Raw genomic sequence first — 23785 nt, forward strand, 5'->3', positions numbered from 1 at the left:
ATCGTGATTCATGCCCACTTTTGGTGGGCTTTATGTCAAAATATATTGCTTATAGGTGTGAAATTTTGCTCAAATGACCTGTTGTGTTTGAGCACGATCTTTGCAGTCTTGAACTTAAGATAAAGGTGGAAAAATTGCAGCAGTTTGCTATTGGTCAACGTTGGTTATCAGATACTGAAACAGAACTCGGTCTGGGGGTTCTCATTGATGTTGATGAGCGATCGGTCAGCATTTTATTTCCGAAAAGCGACGAAACCCGTGTCTATGCGCGTAGCAATGCACCTTTGTCTCGCATCATTTTCAATGCCAATGATGAGCTACAAGATCAGGAAGGTAACACCTGGACGGTTGTATCCGTTGAAGACCGTAATGGTGTAGTGCGCTATCACGTGGTACGTACCCTGGAAGATGGCACTGAAGAACGCAAAGCACTCAATGAAACTCGTGTCGGTGCAACTATTCAGTTGTCCAAACCACTCGACCGTTTATTAGCAAGCCAGATTGATTATAAAGAGTGGTATGACCTGCGTATTGAAGCGATGCTGATGCAAGCCAATATGCAAAATAGCCCGCTGCGTGGTCTGATCGGTTCACGAGTTGGCCTGATTCCACACCAGCTCTATATCGCACATGAAGTCGGTCAGCGTTTTGCACCACGTGTACTTTTGGCCGACGAAGTCGGTCTGGGTAAAACCATTGAAGCTGGTCTGATCATTCATCAGCAGCTGAAAACTGGACGTTCTGAGCGTGTACTGATTCTGGTACCAGATTCCCTGCAATATCAGTGGATGATTGAAATGCGCCGTCGTTTCAATCTGGAATTCTCTTTGTTTGACCTGACCCGTACCGCATCGATCAAAGAACACGATCCTGACCTGAATCCGTTCCTGACTGAACAGCGTATCATTGCTTCTGTAGACTTGATGGTGGATCACGAAGATCTACGCGAACAGGCATTAGAAGCTGGCTTCGATCTTCTTGTGGTCGATGAAGCACATCACCTGATGTGGAGCGAGGAAGAGGGCGGTAACGACCGTTACGATCTGGTTGAAGAAATCGCTGAAAAAACCCCGGGCGTATTGCTGTTAACGGCGACACCAGAACAGCTGGGTGTGGAATCGCACTTTGCCCGCCTGCGTCTGCTTGATCCGCAACGTTTTAATTCTTTAGATCGCTTCCTGGATGAAGAAGCACAATATCAGCAGACTGCAAAAATCGCTGAAGTGTTAATGTCAGATATGCCACTCGAAGAAGGGCATCTGACTGCACTGAAAGGTCTGCTCGGCCATGAGGTTGAAGATACGCCTGAGCAGCGTTTCCGTGCTATTCATGAAATTTTAGACCGTCATGGTACGGGTCGTATCCTGTTCCGTAATACCCGTGAAGCGATTCAAGGTTTCCCAGGTCGCGACTGTCAGCCCGCACCACTTCCTTCACCAGCAGGCTGGTCAATGGATGGCAAGCTGCGTGAACAGATGTGGCCAGAAGAATCCCAGCTGGATGGTTCATGGATGGAAACTGATCCACGTGTGCCTTGGCTGATGGAAAAACTGCGTACCGATCTGAAACACAAGAAAGTGTTGCTGATTGCTCGTAGCGGTCCAGTCGTGGAAGCGCTGGAAAATGCCTTGCGTCTGCATGCCGGTATCCGTACCGCAATGTTCCATGAAGGCATGAGCCTGCTGGAACGTGACCAGGCAGCAGCATACTTCGCTGAAGAATCTTATGGTGCACAAATTTTACTGTGTTCAGAAATTGGTTCCGAAGGCCGTAACTTCCAGTTCGCCTCTGACCTGATCCTGTTTGACCTTCCAGCCAACCCGGATGTACTGGAACAGCGTATTGGTCGTTTGGACCGTATCGGTCAGCAAAACCGTATCCAGATTCATGTGCCTTACCTCGTTGGTACTGCACAGGAGCGTATGTTCCGCTGGTATAACGAAGCGTTAAACATTTTCAGTAATATTTCGCCAACAGCGCAAACTTTGCAGGAAAACTTTATTGTTGAACTGAAAGACTGCTTGCTGGCAGACAAAGGTCAGCAATTTGAAGACCTGCTAGAAGAAGTCACTGTGCAGCGTCAGGCACTGGAAGCCGAATTGCAGGAAGGCCGTGACCGTCTGCTGGAGTACAATTCTTGTCGTCCAATGGTGGCACAGGAAATTGTTAATGCGCTAGAAGACTATGATGATAATACGACTTTGCCGATGTTCATGAAGCGCTTTATGGCGTCAACCAACATTGATTTTGATGAGCAAAGTAACGGTACCGTGATCATCAAGCCAACCGATCAGATGCAGGTGCAAGGTCTGACTTTGGACGAAGAAGGCATGACCGCGACTTTCTATCGCGATCAGGCACAAATCCGTGAAGATGCGCAATATCTGACCCTTGAGCATCCATTCACTGAATCTGTGATGGAAATGATTAATACTCAAGGCTTTGGTAGCACTAACGTGGCGGTATTAAAGTCAGCGGCATTGCCACAAGGCTCTGTACTTTTAGAAGTATGGTTCAAAGTGGATGTGGTAGCGCCAAAAGCATTGAATCTACCAGCAAGTTTGCCACAACAATTGATTCGTGTATTGCTGAGTGAAAAAGGTCAGGATCTGTCACAAAAAATTGCTCCAGAAATCCTGAAACCTTATCTGCATCATTTGGATGGCAATAGCTGTCGTCAAGTGGTGAAAGCACGTCGTGAAGTAATTGAAGCACGTTATCAGCAAGCTCTGGAGTTGGCGCGTTCAGCATTGCCTCAATTTAAAGAGCAGGCCAAAGAAGCTTATGGCAGCAAATGGCAATATGAGATTGACCGTCTGACTTATCTGAAACAGTTCAACCCAAGCATCCGTGAAGATGAAATCACCCGTCTGCAAAAACTGCAGAAAGAAGGTTTGAATTTGTTGGATGGTTTGTCTGTAACTCCAGAAGCCATTCAGGTGATGGTCGTAGTCAAACCATAATCATTGTGTCTTGTCCTGAAATAGATTGACAGTATTCCACTTCAAACCGAGTTAAGCAATTAGCTCGGTTTTTGTTTGCTCATACATCTGATTCGGGGTGTTCATATTTAAACTTAAATGCGGTCTATAACAATTGTAAATCATGATAGATTCCGCAATTAAGTGATCTAACTCCTTCATGGTTTGACATCGCGTGGTTAAAAACTCCTGCTTTAATATTCCATTAATTCGCTCTGCTAATGCATTCTGATAACAGTCCTTGCCATCTGTCATGGAAGGACATATCCCATAATGGCGCAATGCCGATTGATATAGCTCAGAGCAATATTGAGCACCTCTATCTGAATGATGAATCATCCTAGTCGCTCGATCTGTCGCTTGCTGCATCGCCATATGTAGAGCCTGCACAACATTCTCCGCACGCATATCATTCGATAACTTATAACCTTTAATCTGTCGGGTATAAGCATCTGTCACCAAGGATAAATAATGCACACCTTCAGCACTCTCAACATAGGTAATATCACTAACAAAGACTTCATTGGCTTGCACTGCTGAATAATCCTTTAATAAATTTGGATGCTTCTTCATCCAATGCTTGCTATCCGTAGTTTTTGTATAGCGACGCTTAGGGCGAATCAATAAGTTATTTTCTTTCAATATTTTAAATAACTGATCCCGTCCACACTTTAAACCACGTTGCAACAATTTGCCTTTAATAAGCCAATACAGCTTACGTGTTCCGATACTTGGCATGAGACAGCGATATTCCATAACCAACTCAAGTATTTGTTCAGTTGCTTGTGCAGTCATTTGAGCACGTTTTTCTGCTTGATAATAAGCTTGTCGGGTGATTCCCAACCACTGACAATAACGTGAAACGCTTAGTCTTCTTTGGCTTTGCCAATCTTTGAAACGTGCTCGGTATACTTTTTTCCAAGATCAGTCCCACATTCTTTATCAATGTGATAAATCACATCCTGAATAAATTCAGTTTTAAGCTTTTCTGCGGCTAACTGCTTTTCTAATTGGCGGATTCGTTGTTGGGGTGTCAATTGGCGTTTAGAAGAAGTCGGCATATTCGAAGTCCAGTCCTGTTGTCCGTGCTTGCGTAACCATACCAGCACAGTTGATCTTCCTTGAATACCATATTTTGCCTGAGCTTGCTTATAAGTAATTTGCCCTTTTTCTACTTCATGTACCACCATCATTTTAAAGGCAAAGCTATAGTCACGTTGTGTACGTTTAACTCGTTGTTCTCGTTTATGTTCCATAAAATAAGTCTCTTAAGGTGTAAACTTATTTCAGGACGGGACATTGTTTAATTTATAAAAAGCAGCTTTCGGGCTGCTTTTTTATTGCGGCTTTAATAGATCGTACTAAGGGAGTTTGAGCTTTTACTTTGTATCCAGTGACTTAAAAGTCATGTGCTGGAAGATTTTATCCCGAATGTGTTCAAGTTTTCACGTTAAGCTGACTAATATCAAGGATTGACGATTCACATAAAAATATGAAGCATACACTCCATTTTACTCATGCCAATGGGATTCCATCTGCTACGTACCACACATTTTTAAACTGCTTTGAGGATGAATATAACGTTAAAAGTATTCCCTTGATCGGAATGAATCCTCGTTATCCAATTACCAAGGACTGGCGTTATCTGGTGGATGAGGTGATTGCTGATATTGAACAACAGTTTCCTCATCAGCAGGTAATTGGATTAGGACATTCTTTTGGCGGGCTAGTTACTATGATGGCGGCTTATAAAAAGCCAGCGTTATTCACCAAGCTGATCATTATGGATCCGCCCTTTGTAATTGGGAAAAACAGTGCCATATTTGAAGTGATCAAGGCGCTGAATCTAAAGAGTGTTGATCGCTATACGCCAGCGGGGGTGACCTTGAAACGTAAAGATCATTGGTCTTCACGTGAGGAAGCCGTTTCAACTTTACGCAATAATCGTCTGTTCCGCAGTTTTGATGAGCAATGTTTTCTGGATTATATCGACAGCGGCATTGTGGATGATCCCAAACGGGGTGGCGTGACTTTACGAATTCCCAAACGGGTGGAAGCCGAAATTTTTCGTACTGTTCCAGCCTGGTGGTGGCGTACGCCGCGTAAGCCACCTCAAGTCCCGATTCATTTAATTACCGCTGAACAGAGTCCGTTTTATCAGCAAGGCTTGCCACAGGGATTAAAGAAAATTTATCAGATTGATTATTCAGTACTTCCAGGTGGGCATATGTTTCCACTAGAACAGCCGGAAATGGTGGCAGAATTTGTAAAAAATAAACTAAAGACATTGGGATAAAGGGTATTAAAAAAGAGATGACCAGCATCTCTTTTTTATTTGGAATTGTTTCAGCTTAGCGAATCTGGGACTGATCCAGATGACGGGCACCTTCCAAGATCATTCGAATCATGATCATGGTCTGTTCGGCAATTTCTTTACGCTGATCGGGTGGCATATCAATCACTTTGGCGCCCATGTTAAATACTAGTTGGGTAATCGCTTTAGCGGCAATATCCGGATAGAGTAGGCGGCTTTTATTCACTTTTTCCAGACGGACTAGATCTTCCTGCAGTTCCTGCTGAAAATATTGCAACTGACGTTCCACTGCCTGTTTATAAGACTGTGAACCGGTATAACCTTCACGGAGAAGCAGGCTCAGGTTGCCTTCATCAGCATCAAGCTGGGCAATAAACACTTCAACAGAGCTGCGGATAATGCTGTTCTGCTTGGAAGCTTTGAGACGTGATTCATTCAGGATTTTACGCAGTACCAGACCGGCACGGTCAATTAGTTCAATCGCCAGTTCATCAATATCTTTAAAATGTCGATAAAAACTGTTGGGGGCAATCCCGGCTTCGCGGGCAACTTCGCGCAGGCTTAAAGAGGCAATACTTTTCTGTGGCCCAATCAGATTTAGCGCGGCCTGGAACAGTTCTTCTTTGGTAATGGTGGCCTTCCGACCCACACTGCGTACAGTGATCGGTTCATCAATGCTTTTTGATTCGAGTAGGGAAGCGTCACTGCTTATTTTCATTGAAGACTCATTCTAGGGTGGAATAAAGGCATTATCGCATTATAGCGAAGCCCGTTGAACTGTGAAACAGATAGATACAATACGAGTGTATATACAAATATATATACATGTGTATAATAATTCAAAAGCTCACAAGGTATCTCTCAAGATGCAGGCACTCGCAAAACGTAAATCGCCAATCGATTTCTTTAAAGAAAGCGTTATTGATCAATATGCGATTAATTTCTGGATGCAGAAACTGAATCCAATCTGGTCGGTGAACCAGGCGCTGGGCAAGATCGTGCAGAAAGAAAATGCGGCTCAGAACATGGTTAGCCTGAAAATTCAGGTCAATCGTCTGTTCAAGTTTGGCGAGGCGGGGCAACATCACCCGGTATTCGTGGTAGTGAATGGGATTCGCTACGAGCGTAGCTATAGTCTGACTCAGGTAGATGCACAACACGTGCTGCTGACCATCAAAAAAGTGGATGGCGGAAAAGTGAGTAACTGGGCTGCTGATATTGCGCAAGTGGGTGATGTGATCGAATTCGGTCAGCCATTTGGGGATATGACTTTAGCCAATGATATCGCACCTTTAGTTTTGCTGGCTGCGGGTAGTGGTATCACACCAATGCTGAGTCTGCTTGAAGCATTAGAGAAAAGCGGCAAGTTTGCTCAACAACCGGTTCAACTGCTGTATTGGGTAAAACATTATCAGGATGCAGCTTTCAAACAGCGTTTTGAAGAATTGGCTTCTAAATATCCGAATTTCACTTTTAAAGTATTTGCCACTCAGGAACAGCCAGCAGCTGAACGCCTGAATGCAAACCATCTTGCTGATCTGCAAAATCTGGAACAGTCGACTGTTTATGCCTGCGGTCCATCTGGTTTTGTGGCTCAGGCAGAAAACCTGTGTGCTCAAGCGAAAGTATTCAAATCTGAAGCTTTCAGTATGAGCCTGACAGACAACACTGAAACTGGCTTTGTGAATGTCACCCTGACCCAATCCAATAAAGTGGTCAGCATTCCAAAAGGCCAGTCGATTTTGGTAAGTCTGGAACAGCAAAACATTAAACCGAACCACGGCTGCCGCATGGGGATCTGCAACAAATGCGCCTGCAATAAAGTGGAAGGTTCTACCAAGAATTTAGTCAATGGGGCACAAAATAAAGAACCAGGAAATCTCCTGAAAATTTGTGTGAATTCAGCGCAGACTGACCTTGTCATCGACCTATAAGCGAGTTGAATCCTATGAATATGCCGGTAAAACTTCAATATTTTAAAAATCCGAAAAACCGCGAACTGACCCAGACTGAACTGGATGAACTTGCTCGTGAACTTGATGCCATCAAACAGGAAGTACTGGATGACTTGGGTGAGAAAGATGCTAAATACATTCGTCGCGTCTATTCTGCCATCCGTTATTCTTCAATCGCTGGTCGCGCATTGTTATTCGCTGGCTGGTTCCCACCAGCATGGCTATTAGGTACAGGTCTGCTGGGTTTTGCTAAGATCATGGAAAACATGGAACTGGGTCATAATGTCATGCATGGTCAATATGACTGGATGAATGATCCAAAGCTGAATGGCCAGACTTATGAATGGGATATTGTCGGTACGTCTGATAACTGGCGTCAAACTCACAACTTCAAGCACCATACTTATACCAACATTAAAGGTATGGATGATGATATTGGTTATGGTCTGGTGCGTCTGTTCCCTGAACAACGCTGGAAACCGTTCTACCTGTTCCAGCCAATTTATAGCATTCCATTCTGCTTGTTGTTCCAGTGGGGTGTAGCAATCCAGAACCTTGAACTGGGTAAATATTTCAAAGGTCGTAAAACCAAAGAGCAGACCAAAGAAGAATGGAAACCAATGCAGCGCAAGATTACCCGTCAGCTGTTTAAGGATTATGTCTTCTTCCCATTGATCGCTGGTCCTGCAGCGTTGCCTGTTTTAACTGGTAACCTGGTCGCGAATGGTATCCGTAATATCTGGACCTTCAGTATCATTTTCTGTGGTCACTTTACCAAAGATGTGGAAGTGTTCCCGAAATCTGTACTGGAAAATGAAAGCCGTGGTCACTGGTATATGCGCCAGATCCGTGGTTCTTCCAACCTGACAGGTTCTGAAGCTTTCCATATTCTGACTGGTCACTTGAGCCACCAGATTGAACACCATTTATATCCGGATATTCCGGCACGTCGTTACCGTCAGATGGGACCGAAAGTAGAAGCAGTCTGTAAGAAATATGGCTTGAACTATAACAATGCCAGCTTGGTTAAACAGTACGGCAGTGTGTTAAAACGTATTGTGAAGTATGCTTTTCCGTTTAAAAAATAAGATTGAACAAGCACAAAAAAACCACCTGATTTTGGGTGGTTTTTTATTTTAAAAGCATTTAATTATTCTTCTATATGGGTATGGCTACGTAAAATTCGAATCAACGCAATATAATTTCCCTTTTTGGCTGCAGAAATCACACGCTCAATTTCTTCTTTGCTCCATTTCTGGCGATGTGCTGCATAAATAAATTTGGATAATAAAACAAAGGGGTTTTCACCATATTTGATATACAGGTTTCTGACCTGTTTGGGAGGATTGAATAGATTCATTGTGACAATGCCTTTATGTAAATACATCATATTGTTTGAAATTTATGAGAAATTTATCACATGAAATATATAATTTTTAGGTTTATAGACTAAAGTTATAATTGTAATATTTAATTTATATATGTTATTTCGGAATAAGATATATTCATGCTTTTATTAAGTGATTTTAAATAAAATTATGATTTAGGCTTTGTATATGCAAATAGATGAAATATTTGAATATTCATAGCAAAAAATAATATTTACATTTAAAATTATAGAAAAGAAGAAAATATAGATTTATTAATGCTGCCTAGCTAATTAGAGCAAGCCTAGTTTTGGAAGCATATTATCTGCTCCTACCATATAATGATGTTGCGCCAGACTTAATATCTCCAAATCTTCCTCACTATTCCCATACGCATAAATCACTTCATAATCTGCAAGATTAACTACTTCTAAGATTTTGAGCTTCTTTTGCATACAGCTACAGTCCGGTGTCAGATATTTACCTGTTAGTTTCCTATTCTTGATTTCGACTTTGGAACAGATCAACTCAACATTTAAAGCCTGAGCAATCATTTCAAGATATAGGTCAATAGTTGCAGAAACTAGGATGATTTTATGTCCAAGTTGCTGATGTTGTTGTAATTGCTTGAGTAAAGAAGGTTCGAGCTCTTTTAATAATTTATCCGTATAGTGTTGGGCTAAAGGCTGAATCATCTTAAGTTCACAACCTTTAAACATTGCGCAATACAGCTTGGGGCGCATCTTATGGGCAGGGTAAACCTTAAGATAATACGCCATGATCCAAGGTAAAACTTTTAGGCCACGTTTAATGATATGCCGTTTTTTCAGAACATCAAAAATAAACCCTGTAAAGCTGTCATGCGGATACAAGGTTCCATCAAAGTCGAACAGGGCTAGAGCTTGAGATTTTTGATTTTGCGCATGCATGTCTGATAACGGCCATCTACACGGCTAGCAAACCAGTTGGTATTGTAATCACGGCTCAGTTTTGGACCCGTAATCACTACCTCAGGCATAATGGCATACATGGCTTTCTTGCCTGTCTGTTCTTCGTAAAGCTTTACCACTCCACGATAGGTCATGGTGTCTTCAAAGTCTTTTTCTTTCTCTTTTTTCAGGTCAGAACGAATCTGACGTTCAGTGATAATAAAATTATGTTTGGCAAAAACTTTAATCAGTTCACGCTCAGACTGGCTTTTTTGAGAACGTACACTGCCATCTTTGCTGTACAGCAATAAGTCACCATCTAGATCCAACGCTGTTTCGGTCAGGTCATTCAACATACTTTGGAATGCAGCATTACGGCTAGAATAACGACCAGAGTTATAGTCAGCAAAGCGGTATAGCGGCTTATCATAGTCTGCCGGATACATCATCAGACGGTGAATACCATAGTAAAGACCGCCGTACTGGCTATATAGGTCAGTACGCAGGTCGGCAATGCTACCGCCTTGGCGTTTATGCTCTTTGGCATAACTGATATGAACCTGCATAGAACCCAGTGTGGTAATTGGGTTCATTTTTTCACCAATATTCTGGCCGAACAGTTTCGCTGCACCAGTGAGTGCACTGACATGATATTTTTGCGCCATAAAATCAAAAATTTCACGATAGAGTTCATCTAATTCGCGTTCAGTTTTGACCTTGCGCATCTGGCTGAGGTAGTTATTTTCTGGTGTTGGATAGTTCTTCAGGACATCCTCAAAATATCCAGCGACTGTTCCACCAATATTTTCGCCCAGTTTCTCGGTAAATTTTTCTTCCAGACGTCCCTGAACTTCTTTGACGGCTTTATCACCCAAACCGGGTACCGCAGGATCGGCATGGAAATTGGATTCCTGATCGACCACTGCCACAATGGTACAGACATTTTCTTTGGTCTGTGGAATACCCAGCTGTTCAGTGATGTCATAGATGTCTTTGGCCCATGAATCGCGGTTACTGACACGTGCAGGAATGGCTTTACGGATCTGATCAGCATCCATGGTTGGCTCATCTGAGGACCACCAGGAACCATTACCACATCCAGCTAAAGTAAGGGAAAGGGCAAGGATAGACCAAGACTTAACAGCAAAAATTGGCTTGAGGGGTTTGTTCATATTGTCTAAATCAGATTCCACAGATGAGCGATCAAGGCAGATGCAGTATACTATGCCAATCAACAAAGTGATGAATTTATATGTATATTGGTCCGTATCAACTGTCAAATAATTTGATCGTCGCTCCTATGGCAGGCGTGACTGACCGTCCATTCCGTACCCTGTGCAAATATTTTGGTGCAGGTCATGCCGTCAGTGAAATGATGACCTCGGACAAGACCTTGCGCATGAGCAAGAAAAGTCTGTATCGTGCCAATTTTGATGGCGAGATTGCCCCGATTTCGGCGCAGATTGCCGGTTCAGATCCACAAGATCTGGCAGAAGCAGCACGTTATCAGGTCGCCAATGGCGCGCAAATTGTTGATATTAATATGGGTTGTCCCGCGAAAAAGGTCTGCAATAAACTGGCCGGTTCAGCACTGTTAAAAGATGAAGACCTAGTTGCACGGATTCTGGATGCTGTAGTTGCAGCAGTTGATGTACCAGTAACTTTAAAAACACGTCTGGGTTATCTGAATGGTCAGGAAAATATCATGCGCGTGGCGAAACGGGCGGAAGAAGCCGGTATTGTAGCGCTGGCACTGCATGGCCGTACCCGTGAAGATATGTACCTGAATACGGCACGCTATTCTCTGATTAAAGATGTCAAAGCGATGTTGAATATTCCTGTGATTGCGAACGGAGATATTGATAATCCAGAGAAGGCAAAATATGTACTAGATTACACTGGTGCGGACGCAGTAATGATTGGTCGTGCGGCGCAAGGCCGTCCCTGGATTTTTCGTGAAATCGCACATTATTTAAAGACTGGAGAAAAGCTGGCGGCACCAAGCATTGCTGAAGTTAAAGATGTATTGCTAGGACATCTGGCAGAGCTATATGAATTCTACGGTGAATATTCCGGTTGCCGGATCTCACGTAAACATATCGCTTGGTATACCAAAGGCCTGCGTTCCAGTAATGAATTTCGCCAGAATATGTATAAGGTGGAAAATACTGCTGATCAGTACAAGGTGGTGGAAGACTATTTCAATAGCCTGTTAGATCATGGTCAGATCATGAGTGATGTACAGGTTGAGCAGGTGAATTTGCTGGAAACCACCTGATTTTATCCTTTCGTTAGGCTTTTAATTTTTAAGGTACGGTTGTATAAACCGTACCTTTTTTATATTCCGTCATTGAATACCACACGATAGTTACAAGAACAGCTTACCTGTACATAGCTGTTGAGTAAATTCACCTAAAGTGGACAGGACTTGGACAGAGTTAACCTGAACTTTCCCTATGATGAAAAGATCTATAACAGGATGAAATTTCAATCTTGTTTAAAAAATTTAGGGAGAATCAGAATGACAATCAATCGACCAGTTTCAAACATTAACCCGGCAATGCCAAGCGATTCGATTGAAGAAAGCAACGCAGTCAAGCATGAAGAAGTGTTAAAAATGGATCCTTCGATCGCAGAGGGAGCTGATCCTAATTTAGCTTCTACAGAAAGCTCAAGACCACTTGATCCAGATGAAAAAGAAGCGGAAAAAGGCGATCAGGCTTTGGCAACAGGTGCGGGAAGTGTTGGCGGTGCCGCAGTCGGTGCGACACTCGGTATGGTCGGTGGCCCAGGCGGTTCATTGGTCGGTGGCATCATTGGTGGAGTACTGGGTGGTATTGCTGGCAAAGATATTTCAACGTCGGATCATCCAGATCGGACTACTAATGAAACATCAGGCTTGTTGGATGAGCATGATAATTACTGGCGCGAACAGCATCAGCAACGTCCATATTACAGTGAAAGCCGTAATGCCTATGCTGATCTGGACTATGATCGTGATTATCGTGGCGCATATCGACTGGGTTATGAAAATCGTGCCCATTACAACGGTAAAGTGGCTTTTGATCAAGTTGAACCAGATCTAAAAACCAAATGGGAACAGTTTAAAGGTGAATCCCGCCTGAACTGGGAACAGGCTAAACATGCGGTCAAGGATGCTTGGGATCGAACCACTAAATAAGCTTAATCCTCTATTAGAACCTCTCTTTTTAGAGAGGTTTTTTATGCTTACAGAAAATGGAAAACTATGAATTATAGTTATAGAAAACGTACCTTTTTTATGTTTTGACATGTAAGGCAGACAGGCTGTTACATGAATGGTTTACAAATACATAGCGTAGTACTCCTTCACTGAAAGCGGACAGGACTTGGACAGTATTAACCTGAACTTTCCCTATGATGAAAAGCAATATTCAAGATGAAACTTCAATCTTGTCTCAACAGGATCAAGGGAGAAACAGAATGACAACGAGTAATCAGCCAGGTTCAGGTATCAATCCAACAAATCAACCTGACCTGAATCAAGAAAATCGGGAAGCCTTTAAAAATGACCAGACCTTAAAAAACAGCCCACCGACTTCGGGGAGTGCACGTGAAGATTTAAATCTGCCGAATAAAGAAAGCCACCGGGTGCCGGATATGAATGAAGCCGGAGATCATCCGGTTGCAACCAGTGCCGGAACTTTAGGTGGTGCAGCAGCAGGGGCCGCGATTGGATCAGTCGGCGGTCCTGCTGGTGCAGTCGTTGGTGGACTAGTCGGTGGGGTAATAGGTGGTCTTGCTGGTAATGAAATGGCAGAAGCATCTGAGCCGACCATTGATACGCCGGAAGGTGTGGCGCTGTCAGGCTCAGAAAAATTACAAGATAATGACGACGATTACTGGCGTGAACGCTATACCCAAACCCCATATTATAATGAGACTCGTAGTATCCATGGTGATCTAGATTATGATCGTGACTATCGTGGCGCTTATCGATTGGGTTATGAGAACCGCGCGAACTACAATAATGTAGATTTTGATCAGGCTGAACCCGACCTGCATACCAAATGGGAACAAGCCAAAGGTGAATCCCGCTTGACTTGGGAACATGCCAAACAGGCAGTCAAGGATGCTTGGAATCGTACAACTGACTCATCAGAAGGCGCAGCCCTGTCCGGATCAGAACGATTACGGGATAATGATGATAACTATTGGCGTGAACGCTACACCCAGACTCCATATTATAATGAGACTCGTAGTATTCATGGTGATCTGGACTATGATCGCGACTATCGTGGTGCTTATCGATTGGGTTATGAGAACCGTGCGAACTACAACAATGTAGATTTTGACCAGGCAGAGCCAGACTTGCGAACTAAATGGGAGCAGGCTAAAGGTGAATCCCGTTTGAACTGGGAACAGGCGAAACAGGCAGTGAAGGATGCCTGGAATCGTGCAACCCATTAATTTAGGCGCATAAGAAAAAACCTCTCGCAATGAGAGGTTTTTTATTTGCATACAATATTAAGGTTGCTGTTTCATTTCAAGGATGAGCTGATTGATCAAATCAGAGGCTTCCATTTCACGGATCTGTGCCGAATTAGAGCCTGCCCAGAAGGCGCCGTAGCCATGATCACCATGTTTGACTGCAGCAGCATGCAGCTGCTTGGCCAGATCATAGGTATAGGGGTAACCTGGTACATCCAGGCGATCGGGCGTATCAATGTCGCGATGCCAATGGTTAATGATGCCACGTGCTGGACGGCCAGAAATACTCGCAGTTACTTGAGTCAGTGGTTTGGATAAAAGCGCTTTGCGATAGGCGTCATTGGCATTTGAGGTTTTGCACTGAACAAAGGCGGTACCAAGTTGCACGGCTTCAGCACCGAAGTCCAGCATCTGGCGGGCCTGATAGCCATCCATAATGCCACCTGCAGCAACGATCGGCAGGGAGCAATACTGCTTGATCAGCTTGATTAGGTTGGAAGTTTTCACAGAAGCATCAAATTTGGTATTGAAAATGCCGCGATGTCCGCCGGCTTCAATACCTTGTGCAATCACAATATCAATGCCTGCAGCTTCAATGGCACGCGCTTCGGCCAGATTGGTGGCTGAAACCATGGTAAGAATTCCAGCTTCTTTAAGTGCCTGTACCTGATGTGGCAGCGGAATACCGAAATGAAAGCTCACCGCTTTAGGTTTGGTTTCCAGTACAAGGTTCAAATAATGATCATTGTCCCTAAAACTTGGGTAAATACATTTCAGGGTTTTCGGTGCTTCGGCCCCGTATTCAGCAAACTTGTCCTTAAATTGGGCAATCCAGGCTTCCGCCAGTTTCTCATCCAGCGGTTCAGACTTATGGCAGAAAAAGTTGACCTGAAATGGTTGGTCCGTCAGTTTCTGAGTTTGCAGAATCTGTTCACGCGCCGATTCTACACTGCTAGCTCCCAATCCCAATGAACCCAAGGCGCATTGGTTGGAAACTTCGGCAGCGAGTTCTGGTGTAGAAACCCCGGCCATTGGTGCTAATAAAATCGGATGTTTGATGCCTAATTTTTCCAATAAAGACATGACGTTGCTCCTTGTGATTCTTTTACTTTGCCTTCGCCTTGAAAATTAAGCAATTCATATTGGTTATTTTGTTTTGAAATAATTGAAGATCGTTACAATTAGATTACATTTAAGGCGACATCGTTTGACGCTAAAAGGATCTCTGAACCAAGTGACAGCATCTGATCAATTTTTAATAAGATTTTGCTTAAAACATTCCAACTCATGTCTGATCGTATCCGTGAAAAGCTGCAGATTTTAGATGATGCTGCCAAATATGACGTATCCTGTTCTTCAAGTGGCAGCAATCGTAAAAATAAAGACAAAGGACTTGGCAATACCGGAAACGGCATCTGTCATAGCTATACCGAAGACGGGCGTTGTGTTTCCTTGTTGAAAATTCTGTTTTCCAATGTCTGTATTTATGACTGTGCCTATTGTGTATCGCGCCGTTCCAATGATGTTAAACGTGCAGCTTTTACCGTGCAGGAAGTGGTTGATCTGACTATGAACTTCTATCGCCGCAATTATATTGAAGGTCTGTTTCTCAGTTCCGGAATTTTTAAATCGGCGGATTACACCATGGAGCGTATGCTACAGGTGGTGAAAAAACTGCGGCTGGAAGAAAATTTTAATGGCTATATCCATCTCAAAACCATCCCCGGAGCTTCACAGGAAAGTATTACCGAAGCAGGACTATATGTAGACCGGATGAGCATCAATCTGGAAATGCCGACCGAAGCAGGGTTAAGGAAATTTGCACCGGAAAAAAGCCATGCCGAAGTGCAGAAAGATCTGGGCATTGTCCGAGATCGTCTGATCCAGATCAAAGATGAATCGAAAATCATTAAGTCGGTACCAAAGTTTGTACCAGCAGGGCAGACCACACAGATGGTGGTCGGCGCACATCAGGAAACCGACAAAGACATTATTTTGATGGCGGATCGGCATTACAAGGAATTTAAACTGAAACGTGTTTATTTCTCTGGCTATATTCCCATTAATGAGCAAGAAAAAGCCCTACCGGCAGTCGGTTCAGCACCGCCATTATTACGGGAAAACCGGCTGTATCAGTCCGACTGGCTGATGCGGTTTTATGGCTTTGCCGCGGATGAAATTGTGGATGATCAGCATCCGAATTTGGAACTGGATATTGATCCAAAACTGAGTTGGGCATTACGCCATCCGGAAGCATTTCCAGTCGATATCAACCGCGCAGATTACAAAATGATTCTGCGTGTGCCGGGGATTGGGGTGCGATCAGCGAAAAAAATAGTACAGGCTCGCCGTTTCGGCCAGATTCATATTGATCAGCTGAAACGGATAGGTGTGGCCTATAACCGTGCCCAGCATTTTATCCGCTGTGCCGATACGCCAAAATTTAAAAAGGAACAGCAATCGTATCAAATCCGTCAGCAGATTCTGCTTTCCGGTAATTCCAAATATCAATAGCAGTTATCACCACAACTGGGATTTGGCTTCTGATGGCACGTTACTGTTTTGATGGCAGCATGACGGGCTTACTGAGCTGTATTTTTCGTGCGTTTGCCTTTAAGGAATATGAGGTTAGCGTTACTGCCAATCCGCATGCACAAAATGGCCTGTTTGATGAGTTTATTCACGTGGCATCCAATGAGGAATATGGCCAGCGGGTCTGGCAAGGGCTGAAGCAGAAAATCTTATCTGCCAGTTTAAGAGCCTTTTATTTTGCTTTCCTGTCCGAGCAGGAACAGGCTTTCCAGAATTTATTTGATTTTGCCGTATATGTATTTCAAAACCAGCATCCGGTCGATCAGGACTATGGTCATGCTGCGGTGATTGGTATGTCACAATGGGCGAAACAGGTCGGTCGCGAAAAGCATCGCATGGAAGCTTTTGTGCGCTTTAAAAAATGTAAGGATGGTCTGTTTTTGAGTCTGGTGAAACCGGATTTTAATGTACTGCCGATCATCACCCGGCATTTTAAGGAGCGTTATCAGGATCAGGCATGGTTGATCTATGACGAGCCGCGTCAATATGGCATTTATTATGATCTAGAGCAGGTGCATCAGGTGGAAATGAATGCCGAAGCCATTGATCCGCAGGCAAGGATTGGACACAGTCAGGACTTTAGCATCGAGCTGGATGATGAAGAAGTATTGTATGACCAATTGTTGAAGGATTATTTTCAAAGTGTAAATATTCAAGCGCGCCTGAACATGAAATTGCATATTCAGTATGTGCCGAAACGCTACTGGCGTTATATGAATGAGAAAGTACTTTGAAACACATTTTGCCATTATTTCAGGCATAATCAGAACGTTTTGTTTTTTGCTTGAGTGATGCATTGATGAAGGTATGGCTGGGTACTTTGGCTCTTGGTTTGATGTTGGTGGCATGTTCAGAGGAAGCACAGAAAGCTGAGGTTGATCCAAAGCAATATCAGGTACAATCTGCTCAGGAATTACAGCAGCGTTTTGAAGCGCTCAACCAGAAACTGGCAACGGATTTTGCTCAGTTTAAAAAAGTAGAAAGTATTGCCTTTGCCCATCAGTTTCCACTGGATGTGAATAATCTACAAACCCTGAACCAGCATTTAGTGGCCAGTACCGCATTAAAGCCCACAAAAATTGCCTACTGTGACATGATGAATGGCTATTTTGCCGAAATGTATCGTCTGGGGCATCACAATCTAAATCTGCTTAATACTGTGAAATTGCCAAACGCAGAAAAAGAAAACCTGAAAGCTGATTTCTCCAGTGCTGACCAATTCTACACCTTTATTCTGGATCGCTATACCAGCTACCGCCAGGTACAGCAGGTCATGAATTATGGCTGTAACCTGAAGGCTGCTCTATAAAAAACGAAACAAGCATAAAAAGTCTATTTTATGAAGAACTTTTTATCTTGGATAAGTCGAATGAATGAAAAAGCCTGCAACTGGGCAGGCTTTTTATTAGTAAATATTCAACTCAGAATAAGTGATTGCTGAATTAATTTTCCGCTTTTTCACGGACATTTGCGGCACCCTCTTCAACTGAACCAGCCACGGCTGCAGTCGCATCTTTGGCAGCTTCTTTAGCGTTTGCAGCTGCTTCTTTGGCATTGTCCGCGGCATTATCGGCAGCGACTGCGGTTTCGTCTGCAGCATGATTGGTGGCATCTGAAATGTCATGACCTGCCTGTTCAGCTGCATTTTCTAAATGTTCACCGGTGGTCGCACCTGTCTCAGGCTGTTTTTCCTTGCTACAGCCAACCAAAGCAACTGTGGCCGTCAAACCTAAAGCAATAAGAAGTTTATTCATTGTGTTTTTCCTTTTGTTGTCATAGATCATTGAATAACAAGATAGTATCGGAATCACGTGCTTCAGAATGCTAAAAAATGTGGCTTTCGTGTAAAAGTTGTCAACCATTTGGAAAACGCTGAAAACAAAAAAGCCTGCATAAAGCAGGCTTTTTAGAGCTGAAAAATTACAGACCGGCAGATACGCGCAGTGCTTCAACTTTATCTGTTTTTTCCCAAGTAAAGGCCGTATCAGAACCTTGACGGCCAAAGTGACCATAAGCCGCAGTTTGCTTATACATTGGCTGTAACAGATTCAACATACGGGTAATGCCGTATGGACGCAGGTCAAAGTGTTCACGAACCAATTGAATGATCAGTTCATCAGAAACTTTACCAGTATTGAAAGTGTTGATTGAAATCGAAGTTGGCTCTGCAACACCAATTGCATAAGACACCTGGATTTCACATTTATCAGCCAAGCCAGCAGCAACGATGTTTTTCGCAACATAACGGCCAGCATACGCAGCTGAACGGTCCACTTTTGAAGGATCTTTACCAGAGAAAGCGCCACCACCGTGACGTGCCATACCACCGTAAGTATCGACAATGATTTTACGGCCAGTCAGACCACAGTCACCTACAGGACCACCGATCACAAACATACCGGTTGGGTTGATGTGGAATTTGGTATCTGCATGGAACATTTCAGCAGGAATGATTTTCTTCACGATCTCTTCAATCACAGCTTCTTTCAAATCAGCTTGTGTAATTTCAGGATCGTGCTGGGTAGAAAGTACTACGGCATCCAGACGTACCGGCATGCCATTTTCATACGCGAATGTCACTTGGCTTTTTGCATCAGGGCGTAACCAAGGCAGGGTACCATTACGACGTAACTCAGCCTGTTTTTCCATCAAGCGGTGTGCATAAGAAATTGGTGCAGGCATTAACACGTCAGTTTCACGGCTGGCATAACCGAACATCAGACCCTGGTCACCGGCACCTTGATCTTCAGGTTTTTGACGGTCAACACCCTGAGCGATTTCAGGAGACTGTTTACCGATCATGTTGATTACGGCACAGGTTGAACCGTCAAAGCCAAGATCAGAATGGTGATAACCGATGCCATTTACGGTTTTACGTACAATCGCTTCGAAGTCAACATTTGCAGTTGTTGTGATTTCACCGGCAAGTACAACAGCACCCGTTTTTACAAGCGTTTCACAAGCAACCCGCGCATATGGGTCTTCTTTTAAGATTGCATCCAAGATAGCATCACTGATTTGGTCAGCCATTTTATCTGGATGGCCTTCGCTTACAGATTCCGAGGTAAATACAGCGTACTCGCGCATAGTCCTATCACAGTTAATTTTAAAGACCCGATATGTTACATCGTGTTGCGCCAGAGGACTAGGTTTGAACGGTAAAATTGGCTGAAATTGTTTCAATTTAATTCGTTTTTATTTGAATAACAGTATTTGAAAAATTGATATATAAAGGATGAATACGTGTTTGGGCTATTTTTTGCCTTTCATAAATCTAACCTGAGTTCGATGAAATCCACTTAACCTTTTAGCATATTTTGGAAAGTTGGCTTATTGGGGTTCAAACAATAAGCCACTACAGCAGCCATGATATTCACCATGAAGTTATTTACCGAACGATGACGTGAATGTTCAAGTTGATGTAAATTTTTTAATTGATCATTCACTGTTTCGATCAATCCTCTTCTGCAAAGTAATTGTTTTTCTTCTTCAGTTTGGATGGGTTTATTTTTCATATTCCGACGTGATGGGGTCAATATTTTCAGTCCTCTTGCTGCTAAAGCTTCGGCTTTTGCTTTGCTCAAATAGCCTTTGTCTCCGAGTAGGATCCCTTTTAATTCTTGAGTTAAAGATTCTAATATAGCAACATCATGAACATTTCCCGATGTCAGCTTGAGATTAATAATTTCACCTAAATTATTGATAACGAGATGTAATTTAAAACCATAAAACCAACCCGTACTACTTTTTCCACGACCGGCCAAGCCTTTAAATACACGATGCCTTTTAATCCGAAGATTATGGCAAACTACCAATTTAGTGGAGTCAATGATACTGATTCCCGTATCTTTTCCTTTCACCTGATGGAAGAAACAACTCAGAGCTTGCAAACAACGGGGCATGATTTCAATAAATCGGTTGTAGCTAAGCAGTTTAGGAAAAGCAGATTTCCAGAATGGAACGATCATTTGGCAATAAAAATATTTGAAGAATCTCAAACCGGATTGATGAAATAAAATGACAATGGTCATTGCTTCAGACAAGCTTAAAGCTGACTTTTTCAACCTGGTTTTTTGATTAGAAATTAAAGCTTTCTCTAAAGATTCATTAAATTTTTTGCAGAAATCATCCAAAATACAAAATAATTCGGTAATATGATCCATTGAGAAGCCTTGTTTTATAACATTTTGTCTTGAGAACCAATATGTTACAAAAACAGGGCTTTTTTTCTACTCTTTTTTATATCGAACTCAGGTTAAATCTAGTTTGGTTGATCTGAGAAGGTGTATATCAATCATAGTTTTCGCGCATCTAATTTAAGCTACTTTTGCTTGATTGATTCATCAAATTTTAAAGTTATGGCTCATATCAAGTGTAAGAAAGTCTGTATTTCCACCAAGAACATTTTTTAAAAACTTTAGATCCAGAAAAGTGAAAATGCAGTTGAGCTTTAAAACTGTTTAGTCCGATTAGTGATATGAAATAATAATTGAATCAGTCAAGGTGATAAGCAGGTAGTTGTAGAGCGAATTTATTTACAAATAATTTGAATATTTTAAAACCAGAATCAGTATTTAACTATATGTAAAATAGAGTTTTTATACTAATAAAAGGGCAGAGATCAGTTACTTTATAGGCTTATACTGTAGATTAAATGTACGATAACGAATCCAAACCACAATAAAGTGATAAATATTGTAGGCTGCACTTTACCCCTCGTCGTTTTTTTAAGACAATATGCAGCAGTTTTGAAAGTCTTTTTCATCAATTTCTATTTCTGAATTATTTGGACTCTGATTTATGACAACCCCGCTTAATGAACGTCGTGTTGCAAACGCAATTCGTGTATTGGCAATGGATGCTGTGCAAAAAGCAAACTCAGGACATCCAGGTGCTCCGATGGGGATGGCAGACATCGCTGATGTGGTTTGGCGTGAATTTTTAAGCCACAATCCAACTAACCCGAATTGGGCAAACCGCGACCGCTTTGTATTGTCTAACGGTCACGGCTCAATGCTGCAATATGCACTTCTTCATTTAACGGGCTATGATCTTTCAATCGAAGATTTGAAATCATTCCGTCAATTACATTCTAAAACGCCTGGTCACCCAGAATTGGGCTATGCACCAGGTGTTGAAACCACCACTGGTCCTTTAGGCCAAGGGATCGCAAACGCGGTTGGTTTTGCCCTGGCTGAAAAAACGCTTGCTGCTCAATTCAATAAAGATGACATTAAAGTTGTTGACCACTACACGTATTGCTTCCTAGGCGATGGCTGTCTGATGGAAGGTATTTCTCACGAAGCATGTTCATTGGCCGGTACTTTGGGTCTGGGTAAACTGGTTGTTTACTATGATGACAATGGTATTTCTATTGATGGTGAAGTAGAAGGCTGGTTCTCTGACGATACAGAGCAACGCTTCAAGTCTTACGGCTGGCAAGTGATTAAAGTTGACGGTCACGATAGCGATGCTATCCGTCAGGCAACTATTGAAGCAAAAGCTGAAACTGCTAAACCAACCCTGATCATCTGTAAAACCATTATCGGTTTAGGTTCTCCGAACAAACAAGGTAAAGAGGACTGCCACGGTGCGCCATTGGGTAATGACGAAATCGTATTAACTCGTGAAGCACTGGGCTGGACTGAAGGTCCATTTGAAATTCCTGCTGACGTTTATGCAGCTTGGGATGCAAAAGAAAAAGGTAAAGCAGCTGAAGCAGCTTGGAACGAAACTTTTGCAGCATATGCAGCGAAATATCCAACTGAAGCAGCTGAACTGAAACGCCGTCTGTCTGGTGAACTTCCAGCTGATTTCGTTGCTAAAGCAGACGCTTACATTGCTGAAGTAAATGCCAAAGCTGAAACAGTGGCAACCCGTAAAGCAAGCCAGGCTGCGATTCAGGCATTTGCTCCTGAACTTCCAGAAATCTTAGGTGGTTCTGCTGACCTTGCAGGTTCTAACCTGACTTTATGGAAAGGGGCAAAAGGCGTAGAATCTGATCCTGCGGGTAACTACGTACACTACGGCGTACGTGAGTTCGGTATGACTGCGATCGCCAACGGTGTTGCATTACACGGCGGTTTCATTCCTTACGTCGCAACATTCCTGATGTTTATGGAATATGCGCGTAATGCAGTCCGTATGTCAGCACTGATGAAACAACGCGTGATTCATGTTTACACTCACGACTCTATTGGCTTGGGTGAAGATGGTCCAACTCACCAGCCAGTTGAACAAATCGCATCTTTACGTGGTACACCAAACCTGAATACATGGCGTCCATGTGACACTGTTGAAGCTGCAGTGTCTTGGAAATCTGCGCTGCTGCGTAGCGAAGGCCCAACTGCGTTGATCTTCTCTCGTCAAAACCTGCCTTTCCAAACCCGTACTCAAGCACAAATTGAGAACATTGCCAAAGGTGGTTATGTATTGGCTGAAGAAAAAGGCGAACTGAAAGCGATCATCATCGCCACTGGTTCTGAAGTTGAACTGGCAATGGCAGCTCACGCACAGCTTGAAGGTGTACGTGTGGTTTCTATGCCATGTGCTGAAGAATTCATGAAACAGGATGCTACTTACCGTGAAGCGGTTCTTCCATCAAACATCCGTGCACGTGTTGCTGTTGAAGCTGCGCATGTAGATTACTGGTGGAAATTTGTCGGTCTAGACGGTCGTGTGATCGGTATGACCACTTATGGTGAATCAGCGCCTGCTAAAGACCTGTTTAAACACTTCGGTATTACAACTGAGGCAGTTGTCGCAGCAGTGAAAGAAATTACTGCTTAATCACTCGATTAAACAGCTTTTCGAGGACGCCCCAGTTTTGGGGCGTCTTTTGTTTTGTCTTTTCAGCTATTCCATGCATCAACAGCTGAAAAGTTCTCCCCATGGTTGATTGCAAAAAAGTGAGATGAACATGAGTTTATATGAGCAAATTAACGATGAAATTACTTTAATGGATGCAGGTGAACAGAAGTGGATTGGTCAGGACCTGCCACTGGAAGCCATGATGGCAGTAGAGCTGTTACTGCAAGAAATGGCGGAAGAAAAGATCATCAAGATCCGTCGTAAGAATCATGAAAAACATTCTGGTTTAAAACAGGTTGACCGCATCTTGGTAGAAAAGCTCTAAGCTGAAAACTCAAATAGCCCCAATCGGGGCTTTTTTGTTTTT

The 23785-nt window shown here is 43.0% G+C and carries 20 protein-coding genes and 2 pseudogenes; 13 read left to right on the plus strand and 9 right to left on the minus strand.

Going from position 1 to position 23785, the window contains the following annotated elements; translation table 11 throughout:
- Positions 1-125: 125 nt before the first annotated feature.
- A complete protein-coding gene (gene rapA / locus ABEF84_RS06190; protein ID WP_347453902.1) occupies positions 126-2963 on the plus strand; it encodes an RNA polymerase-associated protein RapA in 2838 nt (945 codons plus the stop codon).
- Between the two features lie 51 nt (positions 2964-3014).
- Here the strand turns inward: rapA and ABEF84_RS06195 are convergent.
- A protein-coding gene (locus ABEF84_RS06195; protein WP_230244305.1) for an IS3 family transposase occupies positions 3015-4237 on the minus strand; the annotation gives its coding sequence in 2 pieces (ribosomal slippage) (positions 3015-3901 and positions 3901-4237; 1224 coding nt in all).
- Positions 4238-4473: 236 nt separating this feature from the next.
- Between ABEF84_RS06195 and ABEF84_RS06200 the strand changes: the two genes are divergently transcribed.
- Positions 4474-5277 (plus strand): alpha/beta hydrolase, encoded by an 804-nt coding sequence (locus ABEF84_RS06200; RefSeq protein WP_347453903.1) that lies wholly within the window; start codon positions 4474-4476, stop codon positions 5275-5277.
- A gap of 55 nt (positions 5278-5332) precedes the next feature.
- Here the strand turns inward: ABEF84_RS06200 and fabR are convergent, their stop codons facing one another.
- Complete coding sequence (gene fabR, locus ABEF84_RS06205) at positions 5333-6013, minus strand: HTH-type transcriptional repressor FabR (protein WP_034582563.1); 681 nt, start codon at positions 6011-6013, stop codon at positions 5333-5335.
- Positions 6014-6161: 148 nt separating this feature from the next.
- Between fabR and ABEF84_RS06210 the strand changes: the two genes are divergently transcribed.
- Together ABEF84_RS06210 and ABEF84_RS06215 are read left to right on the plus strand one after the other, a co-directional pair.
- Positions 6162-7229, plus strand: a complete 1068-nt coding sequence (locus ABEF84_RS06210) for a ferredoxin reductase (protein ID WP_347453904.1) — start codon at positions 6162-6164, stop codon at positions 7227-7229.
- Positions 7230-7243: 14 nt separating this feature from the next.
- Positions 7244-8338: an acyl-CoA desaturase gene (locus ABEF84_RS06215; RefSeq protein WP_347453905.1), complete on the plus strand. Its 1095-nt coding sequence runs from the start codon at positions 7244-7246 to the stop codon at positions 8336-8338.
- Positions 8339-8400: 62 nt separating this feature from the next.
- Here the strand turns inward: ABEF84_RS06215 and ABEF84_RS06220 are convergent, their stop codons facing one another.
- The 3 genes from ABEF84_RS06220 to ABEF84_RS06230 all read right to left on the minus strand — a co-directional run bounded on the left by ABEF84_RS06220 (position 8401) and on the right by ABEF84_RS06230 (position 10718).
- Positions 8401-8610, minus strand: coding sequence for a hypothetical protein (locus tag ABEF84_RS06220; protein ID WP_347453906.1), 210 nt, complete (start codon positions 8608-8610; stop codon positions 8401-8403).
- 300 nt (positions 8611-8910) lie between these two features.
- On the minus strand, positions 8911-9546 hold the full coding sequence (locus ABEF84_RS06225; RefSeq protein ID WP_347453907.1) for an HAD family hydrolase: 636 nt from the start codon (positions 9544-9546) through the stop codon (positions 8911-8913).
- Positions 9513-10718, minus strand: a complete 1206-nt coding sequence (locus tag ABEF84_RS06230; protein WP_347453908.1) for a DUF1615 family protein — start codon at positions 10716-10718, stop codon at positions 9513-9515. Before ABEF84_RS06230 ends, ABEF84_RS06225 begins: the two co-directional genes overlap by 34 nt.
- An 80-nt stretch (positions 10719-10798) precedes the next feature.
- Between ABEF84_RS06230 and dusB the strand changes: the two genes are divergently transcribed.
- From dusB to ABEF84_RS06250, 4 genes and pseudogenes are all read left to right on the plus strand, one after another.
- Complete coding sequence (dusB, locus tag ABEF84_RS06235) at positions 10799-11824, plus strand: tRNA dihydrouridine synthase DusB (protein ID WP_347453909.1); 1026 nt, start codon at positions 10799-10801, stop codon at positions 11822-11824.
- Positions 11825-12067: 243 nt separating this feature from the next.
- Entirely contained in the window at positions 12068-12727 is a 660-nt protein-coding gene (locus ABEF84_RS06240) for a hypothetical protein (RefSeq protein WP_347455723.1), read from the plus strand.
- 281 nt (positions 12728-13008) lie between these two features.
- Positions 13009-13677, plus strand: a pseudogene (locus tag ABEF84_RS06245) (glycine zipper domain-containing protein); the annotation flags it as partial.
- Positions 13678-13728: 51 nt separating this feature from the next.
- Positions 13729-13995, plus strand: a pseudogene (locus tag ABEF84_RS06250) (hypothetical protein); the annotation flags it as partial.
- Between the two features lie 57 nt (positions 13996-14052).
- Here the strand turns inward: ABEF84_RS06250 and ABEF84_RS06255 are convergent.
- Positions 14053-15099, minus strand: coding sequence for a nitronate monooxygenase (locus tag ABEF84_RS06255; RefSeq protein ID WP_347453911.1), 1047 nt, complete (start codon positions 15097-15099; stop codon positions 14053-14055).
- 204 nt (positions 15100-15303) lie between these two features.
- Here ABEF84_RS06255 and ABEF84_RS06260 point away from each other — a divergent pair, with 204 nt between their 5' ends.
- From ABEF84_RS06260 to ABEF84_RS06270, 3 genes are all read left to right on the plus strand, one after another.
- Complete coding sequence (locus ABEF84_RS06260) at positions 15304-16530, plus strand: putative DNA modification/repair radical SAM protein (RefSeq protein ID WP_347453912.1); 1227 nt, start codon at positions 15304-15306, stop codon at positions 16528-16530.
- 32 nt (positions 16531-16562) lie between these two features.
- Positions 16563-17342, plus strand: coding sequence for a TIGR03915 family putative DNA repair protein (locus ABEF84_RS06265; RefSeq protein ID WP_347473801.1), 780 nt, complete (start codon positions 16563-16565; stop codon positions 17340-17342).
- Positions 17343-17407: 65 nt separating this feature from the next.
- Positions 17408-17917, plus strand: coding sequence for a hypothetical protein (locus ABEF84_RS06270; RefSeq protein ID WP_347454147.1), 510 nt, complete (start codon positions 17408-17410; stop codon positions 17915-17917).
- Between the two features lie 133 nt (positions 17918-18050).
- Here the strand turns inward: ABEF84_RS06270 and ABEF84_RS06275 are convergent, their stop codons facing one another.
- From ABEF84_RS06275 to ABEF84_RS06285, 3 genes are all read right to left on the minus strand, one after another.
- Positions 18051-18362 carry a hypothetical protein gene (locus ABEF84_RS06275; RefSeq protein WP_347453914.1) on the minus strand — a complete coding sequence of 104 codons (312 nt, stop codon included), beginning with the start codon at positions 18360-18362 and terminating at the stop codon, positions 18051-18053.
- A 166-nt stretch (positions 18363-18528) separates the two neighbouring features.
- The gene (gene metK / locus ABEF84_RS06280; RefSeq protein WP_347453915.1) at positions 18529-19695 is read right to left on the minus strand and encodes a methionine adenosyltransferase; all 1167 of its coding nucleotides are present in this window, start codon (positions 19693-19695) and stop codon (positions 18529-18531) included.
- A 212-nt stretch (positions 19696-19907) separates the two neighbouring features.
- Entirely contained in the window at positions 19908-20771 is an 864-nt protein-coding gene (locus ABEF84_RS06285; protein WP_347473799.1) for an IS982 family transposase, read from the minus strand.
- Between the two features lie 637 nt (positions 20772-21408).
- On the opposite strand from ABEF84_RS06285, the gene tkt reads away from it, so the two are divergent.
- Together tkt and ABEF84_RS06295 are read left to right on the plus strand one after the other, a co-directional pair.
- Positions 21409-23397 (plus strand): transketolase, encoded by a 1989-nt coding sequence (tkt, locus tag ABEF84_RS06290; RefSeq protein WP_347473802.1) that lies wholly within the window; start codon positions 21409-21411, stop codon positions 23395-23397.
- 130 nt (positions 23398-23527) lie between these two features.
- Positions 23528-23743: a hypothetical protein gene (locus tag ABEF84_RS06295; protein ID WP_034585063.1), complete on the plus strand. Its 216-nt coding sequence runs from the start codon at positions 23528-23530 to the stop codon at positions 23741-23743.
- Positions 23744-23785: the final 42 nt, after the last annotated feature.

The sequence above is a fragment of the Acinetobacter sp. ANC 7912 genome, assembly GCF_039862785.1.
In the GTDB taxonomy this organism is placed as follows: Bacteria; Pseudomonadota; Gammaproteobacteria; order Pseudomonadales; family Moraxellaceae; genus Acinetobacter; species Acinetobacter thermotolerans.